We start from the raw sequence: 17,718 nt of genomic DNA on the forward strand, positions 1-17,718 counted from the left end.
ACAGTATAACATCAGCGATTAGACTTTCCATAAGTCATAAAGTTCCTTTGTTATATAAAAATCAATCAGTTTTGACCAAGTAGCTCTGTGGGTAACCATTTCTACGAACAGATTCAAGTAATTCATTTGCGAGTAAAGTTTGCGAAATGGGACCCATCTGCAATTTATAGAGGCCATCTGCGCGTTTTAGACGAGAACTCACTTTGTATTTCTTCTTCAATTGATTCGCAATGACCGAGAGCTTTATTCTGTCTTTTGAAGCAACAATCTGAATAAAGTGGCCAGATGCAATAGGTGTTGTTTTAGGTTTGCTAGTTTTGCCTTGATAGGTTTGGGTTGGGGAGTCGAAGTGAATAGCCTCTACACGTACATCAGCAACGCCATGTTTAAGCATGCCGAGTTTGTATGCTGCGGCATAAGACAAATCTATAATTCGATTCGAGTGGAAAGGACCACGGTCATTAACTCTAACAATCACAGATTTTCTGTTCGCTAAGTTAGTAACTTTAGCATAACTGGGGATCGGTAACGTTTTGTGAGCTGCAGACATAGAATACATATCATACACTTCACCATTAGAGGTGTGATAGCCATGAAATTTGGCGCCATAATAGGATGCCTTACCTTCTTCGACATAATCCTTAGCTGTTTGAAGTACACGATATTGCTTATTGAAAACCTCATAAGGTTTATTACCTTGCCTGGAATATGGCTCGTATCTTGGTTGTGCATTTTCAATTTTAGATAAATCAGGTGGGTTTACAGGAGCGCGATCATTTTTTAGATGATAGCGGCCACCCGAAGAGCTACAAGCTGATAAGGCCAAAATGGATATTGAAACGACAAGAGGTAACAGGTTATGGGTTTTCATGAGCCTGCTTTAATTGTTGGCTAAATTGGTAAACGGCCATTGCATATAATGGGCTTCGATTGTATCGAGTTATCACATAAAAGTTCTTTAAGCCTAGCCAATACTCTGTGGCTTCAGGCTGTTTGAGTTTTATGAGCATCGTTGGTTGTGAAACATCTAAGTCAATATTGTCTTTAAGATAAACAGAAGGCGATAGAATATCTGAAACTTTTAATTTCAAACGTTCACCTGACCAGACCTTGGCTTTTGGTGTCGCCTTGGTGACGAGTTGCAAAGCAACAGGGTTACCTTTTTGCCAACCATGTTGATGTAAATAGTTAGCCACACTCCCAATTGCATCTACAGGACTTTCGATAAGATCTCGACCATGTTGGTCATCAAAATTTACCGAGTAATGACGATAGCTTGATGGTATGAATTGGCCATAACCCATTGCGCCTGCATAAGAGCCTTTTAATTTTGATATATCGAGATTTTCTTCATCGATCAGGTGGAATAAGTGTCCAAGCTCGCTACGGAAAAACTTACCTCTAGGTGGATAATAAAATCCAAGGCTATAAAGAGCGTCTAGCACTGAATATTTGCCTAAATAGCCACCATAGAAGGTTTCAATGCCAATGATGGCAACAATCACTTGTGGGTCGACATTGAATTGTTCCGCTGCTCGGTCAATATCTTTTTGATAAGTATTCCAAAACGCTAAACCTTTAGTTAACCGCTTTTCGGTTAGAAATATTGGATAGTACTGATGCCATGGCTTTGCTTCCCACGGCCGAGTGATCGCATCAATCACTTCTTGTTGATACTGAGCTTTGGCCAATAAGGCTTTGACCTCTTGTTCTGGCATGCCGTCGCTAACTTGCTTTTTTATAAACTCAGCTTTGAGCTGAGCAGGAGGTGCTTCTGATACGACTGCTTCGGAAGAAAAACTAAAGCACACGAGAATACTGGCAGCAGCAAACCCTTTTAATAAAGACATAAAAATTCCATATTGTTATCTATCAATAAAGCGTCGATGAGTATTAATGCTCATCAATATCCCAAAACCAATCATCAATGTCATCATAGAAGTACCACCATAACTGATCAATGGCAAGGGAACACCGACCACGGGTAAAATACCCGAAACCATACCAATGTTTACAAAAATATAGACGAAAAATGTCAGTGTGATACTTCCTGCTAATAAACGTGCAAAACTGGTTTGTGCTCTTGATGCAATCACAAGCCCACGCCCGATAACGTATAGGTAAAGAGCAAGTAAGCAAAGACTGCCGACAAGACCAAATTCTTCACCAATTACAGCAAAAATAAAGTCAGTGTGGCGTTCGGGTAAAAACTCTAATTGTGACTGGGTACCTTGTAACCAGCCTTTACCCCAAAGACCACCAGATCCAATTGCGATGGTTGATTGGATAATATGATAGCCAGCGCCTAAGGGATCTTTTTCAGGATCTAACAGCGTAAGTACCCGAGTTCTTTGGTAATCGTGCATTAAGAAAAACCATAATACGGGTAAAAAAGCCAAGCCTGCGGCTATTATGCCGCCGACAATCCACCAACTCATTCCTGATAAAAACAATACAAAAACGCCTGAGGCTGCTACAAGAATAGATGTGCCTAAGTCAGGTTGTTTAGCAATAAGTAACGTTGGAACAATGAGCAGAACGGCAGCACCCGCTAAGTAACGTTTTTTAGGAGGAAGTGGAAACTTGCTGATATACCAAGCCATCGTTATTGGAAAGGCGAGTTTCATTAGCTCTGAAGGCTGAAACTCAACAAAACCTAAATTTAACCAACGCTGAGCGCCCTTGTTGATCTCCCCAAAGAAGTGAACACCGAGAAGCAAAGCTATTCCAACTGAGTAAATGGGCAGTGCCCAACGCCTTAATATTTCTGGGTTAATTTGAGCTACCACAAACATGACAAAAAGTGATAGACCAATACGGACACCTTGACGTTCAATCATTGCCCAACTGCCACCACTGGCTGAATAAATGACAAAAATGCTAAAGGTCATCAATGCTAACAGGCCAACTAAGAGCGGGAGATCAAGATGAAGTCTGCGCCATATGTTAGGGCGATGGTGTCGTGAATTCATTGTTTTAAACTCCCATCAGTATTAAGCAAATAAGTATCTAACATTCCTTTAGCCACAGGGCCGGCATTATCTCCTCCCCAACCTGCATTCTCGAGCACGACAGCAACAACAATTTTGGGGTTATCTACAGGGGCAAAGGCAACGGTCAGAGCATTATCCCGATGTTTCTTGCTGATGGATTTCGCATCGTACTTCTGGTCTTGTGCAATACCAATAACTTGGGCTGTCCCCGTTTTCATCGCTGCCATATAAGGTGAATGTGTAAAGCGCTTTTTCATCGCAGTGCGATACATTGAATCAATTACGATATCCCAACTGTGTGGGTTAGAGAGTTTTATTGGAGGTAGTTCATCGATCGGCGCATCTATTTTTGAGGTATCATCTTGGAGTGATTTTAAAAAGTGTGGGACAAATCGCTCACCTTTATTAGCAATGATCGTTATAGCTTTAGCAAGTTGCATTGGCGTTGCAGTCCAGTATCCTTGGCCAATGCCTACTGAAATCGTATCACCAATATACCAAGGTTGTTCGTACTTAATTCGCTTCCAATCTTTATCTGGTAAGTTGCCGGTAGACTCTTCGAAAATGTCGATGCCGGTGCTTTCACCAAATCCAAAAGGCGCCATAAATTGTGCAATGCGATTTACCCCCAATTTGTAGGCGAGTTCGTAAAAATAGGTATCACAGGAGTCAATAATCGCATCATGGACATCAACCCAACCATGCCCCCAGCGTTTCCAGTCACGGTACTTGTGCTCAACATTCGGAATTTGCCAAAAACCAGGATCCCAAATGCGCGTTTGTTCCGTGACCACTTTATCCTCCAGCCCCGCCAGTGCCATTAATGGTTTGATGGTGGATGCCGGCGAGTATTGTCCTTGAGTTGCACGATTAATTAATGGTCGTGCATCATCGTTAAGCAAACCACGGTAAGCTTTACTTGAAATGCCATGAACAAATTGATTCGGGTCGTAACTTGGGCTCGAAGCCATAGCCAAAACACCGCCATCTGTTGGATCGATTGCTACTACTGTCCCACGGCGGCCATTAAGCAGTTCCATTGCTTTTGCTTGTAAGTTCAAGTCAATAGTGAGATAGATGTCCTGTCCAGGGACTGGCGGTGTGCTTTTTAGCGTTCGTATAGTTCTGCCGCGATTATTTACTTCTTCTTCTAAGTGACCAGGCTTACCGTGTAACAGAGATTCGTAATAGCGTTCGATTCCTTGTTTACCAATGTCTTTGGTAGCGGCATAATTTTTCCACTCATCGTTCGCTTCGAGGCGAGCTTGATCTTTTTGATTAATTCTTCCGACATACCCCAAAACATGAGTCAGAAGTGAACCATACGGATAAAAGCGCTTTAGCCCTGCATCTACATAAACACCAGGAAATCTATACTGATTAACGCTGAACTCGGCAACTTGTTCTTGAGTTAAACGGTTCTTGAGTGAAAGCGGCTTGAAGCGGCGGTGATATTTTAATGAGGTTTTAAAGTCTTCGATTTCATCATCAGATATCGGAATGACTTTTTTAAGATTTTCCAGGGTTTCATTTATGTTTTTTACTTTTTCTGGAAGCACTTGAAGTGTATAAAAAGGGCGATTTTCAGCCAGAAGCTGACCGTTACGATCATAAATTAATCCACGGCTTGGTGCGACAGGAACAACTCTAATTCGGTTATCATTAGAACGAGTGCTAAAGTCTTTGAAATCTTCGATTTGTAGGCGATAAAGGTTAGTGAGCAATATCCCTATCATCACTAAAACACAAGTAAAGGTAAAAAATGCTCTGCGTTTAAACAGTGACGCCTCAGCGGCGTGATCATGTATGGTCATTCGCTTTTTTGGCGACACTGATGTTTCTCCGAAATCAGTCCTAGCTAACTGTAGGTAATTATATTGTTACTCTCGGTGGTAAGGATGGTTATTGTTGACACTCCAAGCCCGATAAAGGCTTTCAGAGACAACAATACGAACCAAAGGATGGGGAAGAGTAAGCGCGGATAAACACCAACTCTCTTGAGCAGCTTGTTTACAGGCTGGTGCAAGTCCTTCTGGTCCGCCAATCAATAAAGTGACATCCCGACCATCAAGTTGCCATTTATTCATGGCAGTTGCAAGGGCCGGAGTCGTTAAATTTTTTCCAGGTAAATCAAGAGTTACAATACGATTGCCTTTGGGAATTGCAGCAAGCATTTGCTCGCCTTCTTTATGAAGGATTCGTGCAATATCTGCATTTTTGCCACGTTTCCCTGCTGGGATTTCAAGCAATTCAAGCGGCATATCTCGTGGAAATCGCCTCTGATACTCCTGAAAACCTTGAGTAACCCAAGAAGGCATTTTAGTGCCAACTGCAATCAATTGTAATTTCATATTAAATTGTTCTCATGTAATAAGGCTGATAGAGAACAACCCATTAAGCGTGATTATCAGACCACAGTTTTTCTAATTGATAAAAGTCTCGAGTTTGGTCTTGCATCACATGCAAGATAACATCACCCATATCGACAAGAACCCATTCACTGCCACTTCGACCTTCGATGCCTACTGGTGGAAATCCTGCATTTTTGGTTTCTAATGCAATATATTCTGCAATAGATTTAACATGAGTTTTTGAAGTACCTGAACAGATCACCATGTAGTCTGTGATAGTTGATTTATCTTGTACATCAAGTGAAATGATATCTTTTGCTTTTAGATCATCAACTTTGTCGATGATAAAATCTCTTAATTCGGCGCCTTGCACGCTGAGCTACCCCTTATTTTAAAATAGCCCAGCATAATAGCAAAACTTTGAGCTTAAATATACGATATCCTCCACAAGGTTGAGAACGTAATTTGAGCAACTCGGAAAAATTTATATTCCAGTTTCCGGTGCGAGTTTAACCATATCAGTAAAGCCGTTCTGGCGTTCCTCGCTTGTGGTTTCTTCTCCAGTAACAATGTGGTCAGAAATCGTTAGGATACTCAGCGCATTCACACCATATTCCATTGCCAAGGTATAAAGCGCAGCAATTAAGCTATTTTCTTCATCGTTAACAAAATCACTGGTGACGGATTTTATCAATTGTGCAATCAATTGATGCTTTTCAATTTTAGGTTCGTAGCACCAAGCGTAACTGACTTTATGGCGAGTAAGTAACCCTTTCTTATACAAACGGTCTAACGTACTCTGGATTGTATTCAACGTACCACCACGTTTGCTTTGCATCGGCCGATTTATACTGCCACAGGTAATGCAATACTTGTTTTTCAAGAGCACCTAACTGCATTTTATCTCCTGATCCTATAAAAAATAGTTTAAAACCGATTGGTGATTGGTTTTACATCATAATGGTATATATTTGCAACAAGATGAAACTTTATCTTTGTCAGAAACACTCGCTAACATCTTCGTGATAGAAGCTATGTCATTAAAACAATAGAATTAGTTAAAAAAGATATGGATGTAAATAAAATGCGATTATGGTTCAGTTTGCTGTTTCTAATTACTGTCATGGGGTGTACGAACACTAATCAAGTACAACGAATCGTTGATAATAATTCAATTATTAAGTACCGAGAAAAAGAGAAGAATCGTTTTTCTAATTTGTATCCAGTAAAAAAATTAAAAGATCGTGTTTATCCTTATACGTGTGAGCAAGATTGTTACCCTGAATCTGAGAAACTCCAATGTGAATTAAAAGAAGAGAATTGTCAGTTTGTTGGGCAACAGAAGTCATCAACGACCAATACAGGGTTTGATGTTCATTGGCTTGGGCATGCAAGTTTTCATGTTAAGACTGAAGATGGAACTAGTTTATTATTCGATCCTATTTCGCAACAATTTGATTGGCCGGTGGGTTTTGCACTGTGGGCATTCGGTGGCAAATACCGTAACGAACCAGAATCTTGGCTTTCGGATACAGAGCTTAATGATGTTGACGCAATAATGTATTCTCATACCCATTACGATCATTTTAATAAATCTGACATTGATAATATGAGTCGGCATATTCAGTACATAGTGCCATTAGGGTTCGCAGAACACTTTGAAAATGATGGCTACAAAATCAATGAAATGGCGTGGTTTTCATCTACTACATTAAGTGATACTACGATTAATTTTGTTCCGGGCAATCATTTCAGTGATCGAATTTTGGTCCCTTATATTTATGAAGATCGTAATACTTCTTTATGGGGCGGTTGGGTTATTGAAAATAAAGATAAGAAACTATTTTTTGCTGGTGATACAGGCTATTCCGATCACTTTAAAGATATTCAAAAAAGATATGGTGATATGGATGTATGCCTGATGCCGATAGCCTCTTATCATCATCCAGAAAATGGAATGTGGTATCGATATGTTCATTTAACGCCAGAAGATGCACTTGCTGCTGCAGATGAATTGAATTGTAAGGTTATGATCCCATGGGGCTATGGAAAATACAGCTGGCAAATGGGCGATCGATCTTCTTACGGCCCATTATTAAGACTATTACACATGCATAAAAAACTCGACTCTAAAGTACATCTTTATATTCTGAATGAAGGTGAAAAATCGAGGTTTTAACGTGGTTAAGTACCTGATGATAAGAACTTGATTTTATGGGTGATATTTTTAGCTTCAAGTGCTGCAGTTACACGTTGCACAAACGGACAAATTTTAAAGCTAATTATTTTGATCATGATGGTGTCATTCAAAGGCTTTTATTCATGGAGTAATAGACGTCAGTTATAAAAAAAGATGCTTAAAAGTTTTAAAACTTGAAAACTAAATGTGAAATTGGCAATGTGGTTGAGTAAAAAGTCTACAGTGGAATGTCTAAGTGCATGATGAAATAAAGCAGGAATCTATATTTTTTCCTTATAAACAAGGGTGTCTTCATATACGAAAAGTTGCACCGGTAAATATCAATAAAGTTGAAAAGCCTTTCATGATGCTTCACGGTTCTATATCTAATGGAAAAGTTTTTTATTCGGAATCGGGGAAGGGATTCGCATGCTTTCTAGCCAAGCATGGATTCACGTCTTACATCATTGATATGCCGGGTCGAGGCTTGAGCGAGCCTAAATTATCTCGTGGGGTGAACCCTTCACAAACCGAAGTTATTGTTGACGTTATTCCACAAATACAACAGTTCATTTTATCTCAGCATCCTGATACGAAAAAAGTTAATTGGGTGGGGCATTCGTGGGGCGGAGTGCTTATGTCTGCGGCTTTACTCCGTTTTCCTGAATTGCAAAAGCAAGTTAAGACTTTGGTTGGATTTGGTACGAAAAGACGTTTGCGAGCAAAATCGATCAAGAAGTTTTTGATGATAGATGTATTTTGGAAACATATCTCATTGCTAATGATAAAAAAACAGGGTTATTTAGCCGCTGATAAGTATGGTTTAGGGATGGATAATGAGAGTGAATTCTCTATTAAAAATCAAATTCCTTGGTTGAGTAAAGATTGGATCGATCCGGTCGATGGTTTTAATTATCAAGAATGTATAAGTACTGCAACTTTGCCTCCATGTTGGTTTTTTGCTGCGGTTAACGATAAAGTTCTTGGAAATCCCAAAGATGTGAAAGATTCTTTAGAAGAGTTACAACCCTCAATATTTAAATTCACTTTGCTTGGGAAAGGTAAAGGCAATAAGCAAGACTATGACCATGCAAGCATGCTTACTCACCCAGATTGCACCCAAGATCATTTTATAGAGCTAATTGATTGGTATCAAAAGGCTGAATAATACAGTGTGACACCCAATCTGAATATGGGGTTATACGAGCGCAATAGTTTTCAGTTTCACGTTGTGCAGCTTTATTTGGAGATCGATAGCTTTCGTTTAAATTCATATTCCAAGCTTGATTTAGTCCCATATTCTTATAATGCATCCGATATGAGGCGGCTATGTTGCCAGTTCGATCAGTCCCCGATTCACAATGAAAATAAATGACAACGGGTAAATTATCAGGGTTGTTATAGAGTGGCGCTAAATTATCGCATTGCTTTTTATGTGTACATTGACCCAGTTGCTCGATAAGGCTGGGAAGTTTGTCTAGAAAAATGGGAAGTTTAATTGTTGCTAGTGTTGCATTGCTGCTTTGATGGAACAGTTTTTTTAGTGTTCTAGGGTATGACACAAGTTGTCCAAAAATAGCATGGTGTGCTAGAACACCTTTGTCTGGATTATTATCAAAATAGACATTTTCAATATTTAAATCCTTACGTTCGTCGGAGTTCACTTTATTAATAAGAGAAACATCAATTAAGTAAAAACCAGAATTAAGTATTTTTACGTACTTTTTTAGCTGTTTTGAAAGTTGCTCATATTGAAACGTACGTTGATTACCTTTTCCTATGAGCGGCATGTTGCCACGAAACAGGTAGGTACCTAATTGAGTGTTTTGATCGATGAGGTGTGTTCTTTCTGGATAATAGTCAGTGGCTAATGATGCTGTTGTGACACCACATAGACTAAAGATTATCAATAACTTGTAGGTGATATTCATTGGTATTCATTTTTTTAAATCGGTGTTTGATTATAAAATGAAGCTCCTGAACAAGGCGTTAACGATATAACTGGTTTTCTTTAATATAAGCACTAATCGATTGAGGGATCATCGAGTCATTAACTCTTTGGTCATTAAAGTCTTTTCGTATATGGGTAGAAGAAATATCTTGAAGTTCAACATCTATATCAAAAATACGTCCTATTCCGACTTCTAGTATTGAAGATGTCGATGATAAGTGTTTCTGATAAATAGGTGCTATTTCGCAAGTTGTTGGTACTTGATAACCCGGGCGGTGTGTTATAGCAATATCACATAAGTCGAAGAGCTGTTGCCATTGAAACCATTTTGTCAATGACAGCAATGAGTCCATTCCCATCAAAAAGGTAAACTGAGTATTAGGGTACGACTGAGTTAACGCTTTGAGCGTAGTAACCGTATAACTCGGCGTATCTCGTTTGACTTCGATTTCACATAACTCAAAATCTGCGTATTCATCACAAACCAATTTCACCATATTCAAACGATGCTCTATTGTTGTAATTTCACGATTTTTATGTGGTGGAATATGGTTCGGCATTAACCAGATCTTATCGAGATTTAAGGCTTGTTTAACCTGTAAAGCAGGCCGAATATGACCAAAATGAATGGGATCAAATGTCCCACCTAAAATACCGATACGCTTAATTTCGCTATTCTTCATAGCTCAATATGTGACAATGAATTATGGGCTACAGGATCAAAAAGCAAGCATAGGTGGCTTAGGGATATCCAATCTTCAATACCTTGTTGTTTAAGGTTCAGTTCAATCTGTGAGGTCATTGCCTGCATATGTTCAATTTGAGATAAGCTGAGGCGGTTCAAGGCATCTTGATAAAGTGGTTTTCGTTTATCCCAAATTCGAAACTTGCTCCAAAGCGGATTTAAGTTTTCACGATTTTGTTGAGCACGTTTGAGCTTAGAAAGCACATTAAGTTCTTTAAACAATGACCACAAAATAATGGTCAACGCCGTATCTTCAGCTTTCAACTGCGCCAAAATATGAATTGTTTTATTCTTTTTATTGGTCAACAGCGCATCGGCGAGTTGAAAGACATTAAAACGAGATTGGTCATCAAAGTAGGCGTTAAGCTCTTCAGCGGTTATTGGTTTCTTTGGTGAAAGCAATTGTAATAATTGTAATGCTTGATCAGCGGCTAACAAATTACCTTCATAAAGCGTTACTAACATGGCTCTTGCATCAGGCTGTAAATGCAAACCAAAATACTTAATGCGGTTATCCAACCAACGTTGAAATTGAGGGCCTTCAGGTGTGTTACAAGGTAAATAAATACCATGACTATCAAGGTTTTTGAACCATTTGCTGTTGGTTTGTTCAGTTGTGACTTTAGCGCCTAATACAATAAACAAAATATCAGGGTTAGGCTGAGCGAGCAGGTCTTTTAACATCGCTGCGCCTTCAGTACCGGGTTTTGAGTTAGGCAGTGTCAGCTCAATGATTCGTTTGCTGGCAAATAAGCTCATGGCTTGCCATTCGCTCAGCAACTCAGTCCAGTTAAATCCGGTTTCCTGATGCAATTGAATGCGTTCTTCAAAGCCTTGTTCTCGAGCGGCTTTTAATACTTGCTGTTTACTGCTATCAACCAGCCACGGGTCATCACCAAACAATAAATAGCATTGTCTGACAGGAGTGAGATGTTTAAAGAGCTGATCAGGAAATAGCTTCATGGGCTATATTCCTATTCAACAGATGCAATGGTTTGTATGATTTTATCCGCAGCTTGTTGACGCATTTCTTTAACTAACAAGTCCATTTCTCGGCTTTTTGCTAGTGCCGTTCGTGGATCGTCTTGGTAATCACGACGAATAACTGCGTCATAGGGAACTGCTTCTTTTTCAGGGAAGGCAATGGTAAACCTAACATGATAAATAAGCTCATACTCGGCAACATTACCCGTTGGATAAAGTGATAGAGTGGAGCGTTCAAGACTGTCTTTTAATAAATTCAATCTTGGTGCAGCTTTTAAATCATCAACAAGTGTAATGTTGTTGAAGCGCAGCCTTTCTTTAACCAAGCGGGTAAGTTCAGAGTATTGATCCTGACTGGTCAAGTTCATGTTTCTGAAATCAGCGGGTATTGAGTAACTACTTTGTAATTTAAAGCCGCAACCAGCACTGAACATAATGCTCAGTGCCATTAGGGCCAAAACGATGCGTTTGATTAGCATACGTATTCGGTTTCCTTGTTAATTAGCAACGATATTTAGAAGTTTACCCGGAACATATATCACTTTACGAACCGTTTTTTCATCAGTGAACTTCATCACGTTTTCATCAGCTAAGCCGAGTGCTTCTACGTCTTCTTTCGACGCATCAGCTGCTACGGTAATCTTAGCGCGTAACTTACCGTTTACTTGAACTATGATTAATTTACTGTCTTCAACAAGTGCAGACTCATCAATTTCAGGCCAGCGGCTGTCTTCAATCGCACCCTCATTACCAAGTTCTTTCCATAATTGGAAACTCATGTGAGGTGTGATTGGATAGAGCAAACGAGTAATGGCTGCAAGTGCTTCGCCTATGATCGCTCTATCTTGCTCAGATTCTTTTTTGGCTTTGGAAAGATGGTTCATCAGTTCCATTACTGAAGCAATCGCTGTATTGAACATCTGGCGACGACCAATATCATCGCTTACTTTCTGAATCGTTTTATGCAATTCACGACGTAAGTTCTTTTGGTCGGCATTAAGTGCTGATTTATCCACAGCAGGAGTGTCACCTGCAGCGGTGTGATCAGAGGCCAGTTTCCATAAACGTTTTAGGAAACGATGTGCGCCTTCAACACCAGACTCTTGCCACTCAAGCGTTAACTCTGGTGGAGAAGCAAACATCATAAATAGACGTACGGTATCTGCACCGTATTTTTCTACCATGACTTGTGGGTCAATACCGTTATTTTTCGATTTAGACATTTTGCTCATGCCAGTATAAACCAGCTCGTTTCCGTCTTTATCGATAGCCTTAGTTACACGACCTTTGTCGTCTTTTTCTAGCTCGGCAACATCTTGAGGTGATACCCAAACTCGAGCACCTTTCTCGTTGGTGTAGTAGTAAGCGTCTGCTAATACCATACCTTGAGTTAATAATTGTTTCGCTGGTTCGCTTGAATCAACAAGGCCTGCATCACGCAGTAACTTGTGGAAGAAACGGAAGTAAAGCAAATGCATACAAGCGTGTTCAATACCGCCAATGTATTGGTCAACAGGTAACCAGTAATTTGCTTTCGCTGGATCAAGCATTTGATCAGCATGCGGTGAACAATAACGAGCATAATACCAACTTGATTCCATGAAAGTATCAAAAGTATCCGTTTCTGCCATTGCACTTTGACCATTGATGGTCAATTTCGCCCAGTCAGTATTCGCTTTAATTGGGCTTTGAACACCGTCCATTACCACGTCTTCAGGAAGCGTCAGCGGTAACTGTTCTTCAGGAATTGGCATGACAGTGCCATCTTCTAACGTTGCCATTGGGATTGGTGCGCCCCAATAGCGTTGACGAGAAACACCCCAGTCACGTAAACGGAAGTTCACTTTACGCTGACCTTTGTTTGCCGCTTCTAGCTTGCTGGCAATCGCATCAAACGCTTTTTCGAAATCTAAACCATCAAATTCGTCTGAATTAAACAACTCACCTTTTTCAGTGTAAGCCACTGCTGAAATATCTAACTCGCCTTCAGCAGGCTTGATTACACCTTTTAATGGCAAGTCATATTTGCCTGCAAACTCATAATCGCGTTGATCGTGAGCGGGTACTGACATCACTGCGCCTGTACCGTAGTTCATCAGTACGAAGTTTGCGGCCCATACTGGAACTTGCTCGCCCGTGATCGGGTGAGTTGCGTAGATACCTGTGAATACGCCTTTCTTTTCGATAGTCGCAATATCGGCTTCAGAGGTCGATGAGTTTTTACATTCTTCAATAAACGCCGATAATTCAGCGTTATCTTTTGCCGCTGCTTCTGCAAGTGGGTGACCCGCTGCGATAGCAACGTAAGTTACGCCCATTAATGTGTCTGGACGAGTGGTGTAAACGTCAAATGACTCATCACTGTCAGCAACATCAAACGTAATCTCAACACCTTCACTGCGGCCAATCCAGTTTCGCTGCATTGCTTTAACTTGATCAGGCCAATCTGGAAGGTTATCTAAATCATTCAAGAGTTCTTCAGCATAAGCGGTGATTTTGATGAACCACTGCGGGATATCTTTTTGCTCAACCGGAGTATCACAACGCCAGCAGCAACCATCTTGTACTTGCTCATTTGCGAGAACAGTTTGATCGTTCGGACACCAGTTTACTGAAGCGGTTTTCTTGTAAACCAAGCCTTTTTCGTAAAGCTTAGTGAAGAACCATTGCTCCCAGCGGTAGTACTCAGGTGTGCAAGTTGCAATTTCACGACTCCAATCGTAACCAAAGCCGAGCATTTTTAGCTGGTTTTTCATGTAATTGATGTTTTCATACGTCCAAGGTGCTGGAGCCGTTTTATTGTTGATCGCAGCGTTTTCAGCGGGTAGACCGAAAGAGTCCCAACCAATCGGTTGCAGAACATTTTTACCTTGTAGACGTTGATAGCGAGCAACTACATCACCAATGGTGTAGTTACGTACGTGCCCCATGTGCAGTCTGCCTGAAGGATATGGAAACATAGATAAGCAATAGAACTTCTCTTTGTTTGTATCTTCAGTGACTTCAAAGGTTTTTTTGTCAGCCCAGTGCTGTTGCACGTTAGCTTCGATTTCTAAATGATTATATTGCTCTTGCATCAATGATTTCTTCCGGCGAAAGCTGTAAATTTGATCTAGACCCTAGATAGGTCTAGGAAATAGGCATAGGATAAACTATAAGAGGCTACGCTTGAACTATAAATTCGTGTTTTCTTGATGAATCATTTGAATGTGGAGTAACGAGTATGAGCAAAAGAAGCAATGCATTACTAGAGCTTTACCAAGACTTAATATCGCAAGTAAAAGCTGAGTACGAAAAGGACAATTCATTAACCGCTAAAGATCTTTATCAATCGGTAGCTCAAGGTAAGCAGTTTCTTACGCTGAAAGCGGGTGCTGATGAACAAGAACTTAATCTCGTCGAAGACTTTCTGAAACGAGATATCGCTACGTTTCTCAATCAACAAAATGATAAAAATCTCGCAGTAAGCCCTACAGTCTTGGCGCTTGAAAGCACACTTTGGCATTGGTTAGGCGAAATTTCAGACCGGAGCCAAGTCGAGTGGCATGAACTTGCCAATGAATTTAAGCATCACGGCTTTTATCATGCAGGTGAAATTGTCAGTCAGGGACGAATGGTGTGTAATGGTTGTGGCCATGAAACTAAAGTGGAATTTGCTTCTGAAATATCAAGCTGCCCTGAATGTGATGGTGAAGAGTTTAGCCGGGAAGCGTTGAATCCTTAACTTCGACTTTTAAGCTAGAAGAATTGTGCGTTCTCAACGAACAATAAACATATTCCTTTCGAGGTTTTTAAATGTGTTTATTAACACTGTTGAAACGAACATTCTTCTAGCTATGACCTACTTTATTACTTAAATGGATTTTTAGGATGTTGAGTCCAATTTACTGCTGGCTTGCCTGTTTCCTGTTTCACCATAGTGATGCAGTCTTCGACTGGACACGTGATTTGACATAAATTGCAACCGACACACTCTTTGTCAATGACGGAGAAACTTCTGCTTCCATCTGAGTTGCTTGTCATTGAAATCGCTTGATGGGCTGTATCTTCACAAGCCGCATAACAACGGCCACATTCGATACAAGCGTTTTGATCGATGTCAGCAATGATTTGGTAGTTAAGATCTAAATATTTCCAGTCAGTGAGTTGAGGCACTGCTTTTCCACGAAAGTCTTCAGTTGATTTATAACCTTTTGAATCCATCCAGTTTGATAGACCGTCACATAAGTCTTCAATGATTTTAAAGCCATAAAGCATAGCTGCGGTGCATACTTGAACGTTACCAGCGCCAAGAGCCATAAATTCTGCTGCGTCTTTCCAAGTAGTCACGCCACCTATGCCGGATATTGGAAGTTTGGCTGTGTCAGCGTTTCTTGAAATCTGACCAACCATATTAAGCGCAATGGGTTTGACTGCTGAACCGCAATATCCACCACTAGTAAATTGACCGCCAACAGTCGGTGCTCCGGCCATATTATCAAGATCAATTTGTGTAATTGAATTAATGGTATTAATAAGTGAAACGGCATCTGCACCGCCGTTCTTGGCTGCTGTAGCTGACAATAAAATATTGGTGATATTAGGGGTTAATTTTACAATCACTGGCATATCGCAGTGTTTTTTACACCAAGAGGTCACCATTTCAACGTACTCAGGCACTTGGCCTACTGCAGCACCCATTCCACGTTCGGGCATACCATGTGGGCAACCAAAGTTTAATTCGATACCGTCGGAGCCAGTATCTTCAACTCTTCTTAAGATGTCTTGCCAGCTTTTTTCTTCGCAAGGTACCATTAAGGAGGTGACAACCGCTCTGTCTGGCCAATCAATTTTAGTCTGCTTTATTTCATCAAGGTTGATTTGTAACGGTCTGTCACTGATCAACTCAATGTTGTTGATTCCCAGAATTTCGCCTGACTTGCTTTTATGCGCAGAATACCGAGAGCTCACATTAACAGGCTCAGGATCTTCGCCAAGCGTTTTCCAAACGACGCCACCCCAGCCAGCTTCGAATGCTCGATAGACATTATAAGCCTTATCTGTTGGAGGGGCGGAAGCTAACCAAAACGGATTCGGGGACTTAATGCCAAGGAAGTTATTGCTTAAATCAGCCATTAGGTTAGCCTTCTGAATGAGTGATGAGCGATTGATGAATTGAATCTGCAGCTTGTTTACCGTGAGCTACTGCTTGGACGGTTAAATCTTCGCCAAGATTGATACAGTCTCCTCCAGCCCAAACATTGTTAAGTGACGTTTTTAAGTTGTCATCAACATAGATTTTTCCATGTTCGATTTGAGGGCGTTGATTGCCATGGAAGCATGCATCATCAAATGATTGACCAATGGCTTTATAGACAGAATCTGTTTGTACTGTGAAGTAAGAGCTTGTTCCTTTGAGCTTATTCTGTTTATCAAGCTCAGTGACTTCAAATTCTATGGCTTTAATTTTATTGTTCTCCACTTGAAGTTTATGTGGTTGAGCCCAAGTAATGATTTTTACACCATTTTGTTTAGCAAAAGCCTGCTCTTTAGTCGTCGCAGACATTTGTGCAGTGCCTTTACGGTAAACGAGTGTGACGTTTTCAGCACCCAATCGTTTAGTTTGGCAGGCCACATCAATTGCAGTATTTCCTGCGCCAATCACGACGATATCTCCTCCAATATTAAGTTTGGTTAGATCTTCAGCCTGCCTCAAATCTGAAATGAAATTGAGGCTATCAAACATGCCATCGCAATTTTCGTTTTCCATGCCAAGTTGGTTCCCTTTCGTTAGGCCGAGACTCAAGAACACAGCATCAAAATCATGCCTTAATTCATCGAGTTGAATATTGTCGCCCAACTGGAAACCTGTTTTTAATTCAATGCCACCCACGCCTAAAATAAACTTAAGTTCTTTTTGAGCAAAATTATCGACAAGCTTGTATTTAGCAATGCCATACTCGTTCAAGCCCGCACCCTTTGGTTGTTTGTCAAAAATAGTTACTTGATGACCCAATTGAGCGAGTTGGTGAGCGCAAGCTAGACCAGCAGGCCCAGCACCTACAATAGCGATACGTTTATTCGACGATTTATTTCGAACATAGGGATGTGATTGAGGGTTATAGTGATCGATGGCGTGCCGTTGTAATTTTCCAATTTTTACGGGTGCTAATTCGGGCTCATGGTTTCTAACGCAAGCGCCTTCACATAAAATTTCTGTAGGACACACTCGTGCACAGCTACCGCCGAGTATATTTGAGTCGAGTATTGTTTTTGCTGCGCCGTTTAAATTGCCGTCTGCAATTCTTTGAATAAAAGAAGGGATATTAATTTTTGTAGGGCAAGCTGAAATGCAGGGTGCATCTTCACAGTAAAGGCATCGGTTAGCTTCAATTTTTGCTTGGTAGCTAGAAAGCGCAGGTTTTATATCTTCGAAATTTTGCTTTAATTCTTTTTGATTTAATTGGTACTTAGTTTTTTTATTTCTCACACTAAACACTTTTTATGTCAATAAAAACAGAGTGTAGCAGCTTTAT

General features: G+C 40.4%; 18 protein-coding genes. 3 read left to right on the forward strand and 15 right to left on the reverse strand.

The features are described from left to right. Window positions 1-61: 61 nt before the first annotated feature. From JQC92_RS00220 to JQC92_RS23010, 8 genes are all read right to left on the reverse strand, one after another. A complete protein-coding gene (locus tag JQC92_RS00220; RefSeq protein WP_204997749.1) occupies window positions 62-871 on the reverse strand; it encodes a septal ring lytic transglycosylase RlpA family protein in 810 nt (269 codons plus the stop codon). After that, entirely contained in the window at window positions 858-1,850 is a 993-nt protein-coding gene (gene mltB, locus JQC92_RS00225) for a lytic murein transglycosylase B (RefSeq protein WP_204997750.1), read from the reverse strand. The genes JQC92_RS00220 and mltB overlap by 14 nt, the downstream gene beginning before the upstream one ends. Window positions 1,851-1,865: 15 nt before the next feature. Then, complete coding sequence (gene rodA / locus JQC92_RS00230) at window positions 1,866-2,972, reverse strand: rod shape-determining protein RodA (protein ID WP_204997751.1); 1,107 nt, start codon at window positions 2,970-2,972, stop codon at window positions 1,866-1,868. Beyond that, window positions 2,969-4,825: a penicillin-binding protein 2 gene (gene mrdA, locus JQC92_RS00235; protein ID WP_204997752.1), complete on the reverse strand. Its 1,857-nt coding sequence runs from the start codon at window positions 4,823-4,825 to the stop codon at window positions 2,969-2,971. Before mrdA ends, rodA begins: the two co-directional genes overlap by 4 nt. A gap of 48 nt (window positions 4,826-4,873) precedes the next feature. Beyond that, the gene (rlmH, locus tag JQC92_RS00240) at window positions 4,874-5,344 is read right to left on the reverse strand and encodes a 23S rRNA (pseudouridine(1915)-N(3))-methyltransferase RlmH (RefSeq protein WP_204997753.1); all 471 of its coding nucleotides are present in this window, start codon (window positions 5,342-5,344) and stop codon (window positions 4,874-4,876) included. A 43-nt stretch (window positions 5,345-5,387) separates the two neighbouring features. Next, window positions 5,388-5,717, reverse strand: a complete 330-nt coding sequence (rsfS, locus tag JQC92_RS00245; RefSeq protein WP_129948229.1) for a ribosome silencing factor — start codon at window positions 5,715-5,717, stop codon at window positions 5,388-5,390. A gap of 111 nt (window positions 5,718-5,828) precedes the next feature. Next, window positions 5,829-6,158, reverse strand: coding sequence for a BlaI/MecI/CopY family transcriptional regulator (locus JQC92_RS00250; RefSeq protein WP_338049470.1), 330 nt, complete (start codon window positions 6,156-6,158; stop codon window positions 5,829-5,831). Then, the gene (locus JQC92_RS23010) at window positions 6,121-6,243 is read right to left on the reverse strand and encodes a hypothetical protein (RefSeq protein ID WP_338049471.1); all 123 of its coding nucleotides are present in this window, start codon (window positions 6,241-6,243) and stop codon (window positions 6,121-6,123) included. The genes JQC92_RS00250 and JQC92_RS23010 overlap by 38 nt, the downstream gene beginning before the upstream one ends. A 185-nt stretch (window positions 6,244-6,428) precedes the next feature. Between JQC92_RS23010 and JQC92_RS00255 the strand changes: the two genes are divergently transcribed. Continuing rightward, window positions 6,429-7,523: an MBL fold metallo-hydrolase gene (locus JQC92_RS00255; RefSeq protein WP_204997754.1), complete on the forward strand. Its 1,095-nt coding sequence runs from the start codon at window positions 6,429-6,431 to the stop codon at window positions 7,521-7,523. 256 nt (window positions 7,524-7,779) lie between these two features. Next, a complete protein-coding gene (locus JQC92_RS00260) occupies window positions 7,780-8,691 on the forward strand; it encodes an alpha/beta fold hydrolase (RefSeq protein ID WP_204997755.1) in 912 nt (303 codons plus the stop codon). On the opposite strand, the gene JQC92_RS00265 is transcribed toward JQC92_RS00260, so the two are convergent. From JQC92_RS00265 to leuS, 5 genes are read right to left on the reverse strand one after another with little or no spacing between them, the layout of a single operon-like run. Beyond that, window positions 8,654-9,454, reverse strand: a complete 801-nt coding sequence (locus JQC92_RS00265; protein ID WP_204997756.1) for a dual specificity protein phosphatase family protein — start codon at window positions 9,452-9,454, stop codon at window positions 8,654-8,656. The two genes, JQC92_RS00260 and JQC92_RS00265, sit on opposite strands and share 38 nt — an antisense overlap. 58 nt (window positions 9,455-9,512) lie before the next feature. Next, window positions 9,513-10,157: a nicotinate-nucleotide adenylyltransferase gene (nadD, locus tag JQC92_RS00270; protein ID WP_204997757.1), complete on the reverse strand. Its 645-nt coding sequence runs from the start codon at window positions 10,155-10,157 to the stop codon at window positions 9,513-9,515. Continuing rightward, complete coding sequence (gene holA, locus JQC92_RS00275) at window positions 10,154-11,182, reverse strand: DNA polymerase III subunit delta (protein WP_204997758.1); 1,029 nt, start codon at window positions 11,180-11,182, stop codon at window positions 10,154-10,156. The genes nadD and holA overlap by 4 nt, the downstream gene beginning before the upstream one ends. Before the next feature lie 11 nt (window positions 11,183-11,193). Continuing rightward, complete coding sequence (locus JQC92_RS00280; RefSeq protein ID WP_204997759.1) at window positions 11,194-11,682, reverse strand: LPS-assembly lipoprotein LptE; 489 nt, start codon at window positions 11,680-11,682, stop codon at window positions 11,194-11,196. Between the two features lie 18 nt (window positions 11,683-11,700). Then, window positions 11,701-14,280 (reverse strand): leucine--tRNA ligase, encoded by a 2,580-nt coding sequence (leuS, locus tag JQC92_RS00285; RefSeq protein WP_204997760.1) that lies wholly within the window; start codon window positions 14,278-14,280, stop codon window positions 11,701-11,703. 146 nt (window positions 14,281-14,426) lie between these two features. Here leuS and JQC92_RS00290 point away from each other — a divergent pair, with 146 nt between their 5' ends. Further along, window positions 14,427-14,927: a zinc ribbon-containing protein gene (locus tag JQC92_RS00290; protein ID WP_204997761.1), complete on the forward strand. Its 501-nt coding sequence runs from the start codon at window positions 14,427-14,429 to the stop codon at window positions 14,925-14,927. Window positions 14,928-15,052: 125 nt separating this feature from the next. Here the strand turns inward: JQC92_RS00290 and preA are convergent, their stop codons facing one another. Then, window positions 15,053-16,318: an NAD-dependent dihydropyrimidine dehydrogenase subunit PreA gene (preA, locus tag JQC92_RS00295; protein WP_204997762.1), complete on the reverse strand. Its 1,266-nt coding sequence runs from the start codon at window positions 16,316-16,318 to the stop codon at window positions 15,053-15,055. Between the two features lie 4 nt (window positions 16,319-16,322). Continuing rightward, window positions 16,323-17,672 carry an NAD(P)-dependent oxidoreductase gene (locus JQC92_RS00300; RefSeq protein ID WP_338049472.1) on the reverse strand — a complete coding sequence of 450 codons (1,350 nt, stop codon included), beginning with the start codon at window positions 17,670-17,672 and terminating at the stop codon, window positions 16,323-16,325. Between the last annotated feature and the right edge of the window lie 46 nt (window positions 17,673-17,718).

Origin of the sequence: Parashewanella hymeniacidonis (assembly GCF_016900895.1) — a bacterium.
GTDB lineage: Bacteria > Pseudomonadota > Gammaproteobacteria > Enterobacterales > Shewanellaceae > Parashewanella > Parashewanella hymeniacidonis.

Coding starts and splice junctions, on each gene's coding strand:
- JQC92_RS00255 (WP_204997754.1), top strand. CDS start 6,429: ATGCGATTATGGTTCAGTTTGCTGTTTCTAATTACTGTCATGGGGTGT.
- JQC92_RS00220 (WP_204997749.1), bottom strand. CDS start 871: ATGAAAACCCATAACCTGTTACCTCTTGTCGTTTCAATATCCATTTTG.
- mltB (WP_204997750.1), bottom strand. CDS start 1,850: ATGTCTTTATTAAAAGGGTTTGCTGCTGCCAGTATTCTCGTGTGCTTT.
- preA (WP_204997762.1), bottom strand. CDS start 16,318: ATGGCTGATTTAAGCAATAACTTCCTTGGCATTAAGTCCCCGAATCCG.
- JQC92_RS00265 (WP_204997756.1), bottom strand. CDS start 9,454: ATGAATATCACCTACAAGTTATTGATAATCTTTAGTCTATGTGGTGTC.
- JQC92_RS00290 (WP_204997761.1), top strand. CDS start 14,427: ATGAGCAAAAGAAGCAATGCATTACTAGAGCTTTACCAAGACTTAATA.
- nadD (WP_204997757.1), bottom strand. CDS start 10,157: ATGAAGAATAGCGAAATTAAGCGTATCGGTATTTTAGGTGGGACATTT.
- JQC92_RS00280 (WP_204997759.1), bottom strand. CDS start 11,682: ATGCTAATCAAACGCATCGTTTTGGCCCTAATGGCACTGAGCATTATG.
- rlmH (WP_204997753.1), bottom strand. CDS start 5,344: ATGAAATTACAATTGATTGCAGTTGGCACTAAAATGCCTTCTTGGGTT.
- JQC92_RS23010 (WP_338049471.1), bottom strand. CDS start 6,243: ATGCAGTTAGGTGCTCTTGAAAAACAAGTATTGCATTACCTGTGGCAG.
- rodA (WP_204997751.1), bottom strand. CDS start 2,972: ATGAATTCACGACACCATCGCCCTAACATATGGCGCAGACTTCATCTT.
- holA (WP_204997758.1), bottom strand. CDS start 11,182: ATGAAGCTATTTCCTGATCAGCTCTTTAAACATCTCACTCCTGTCAGA.
- leuS (WP_204997760.1), bottom strand. CDS start 14,280: ATGCAAGAGCAATATAATCATTTAGAAATCGAAGCTAACGTGCAACAG.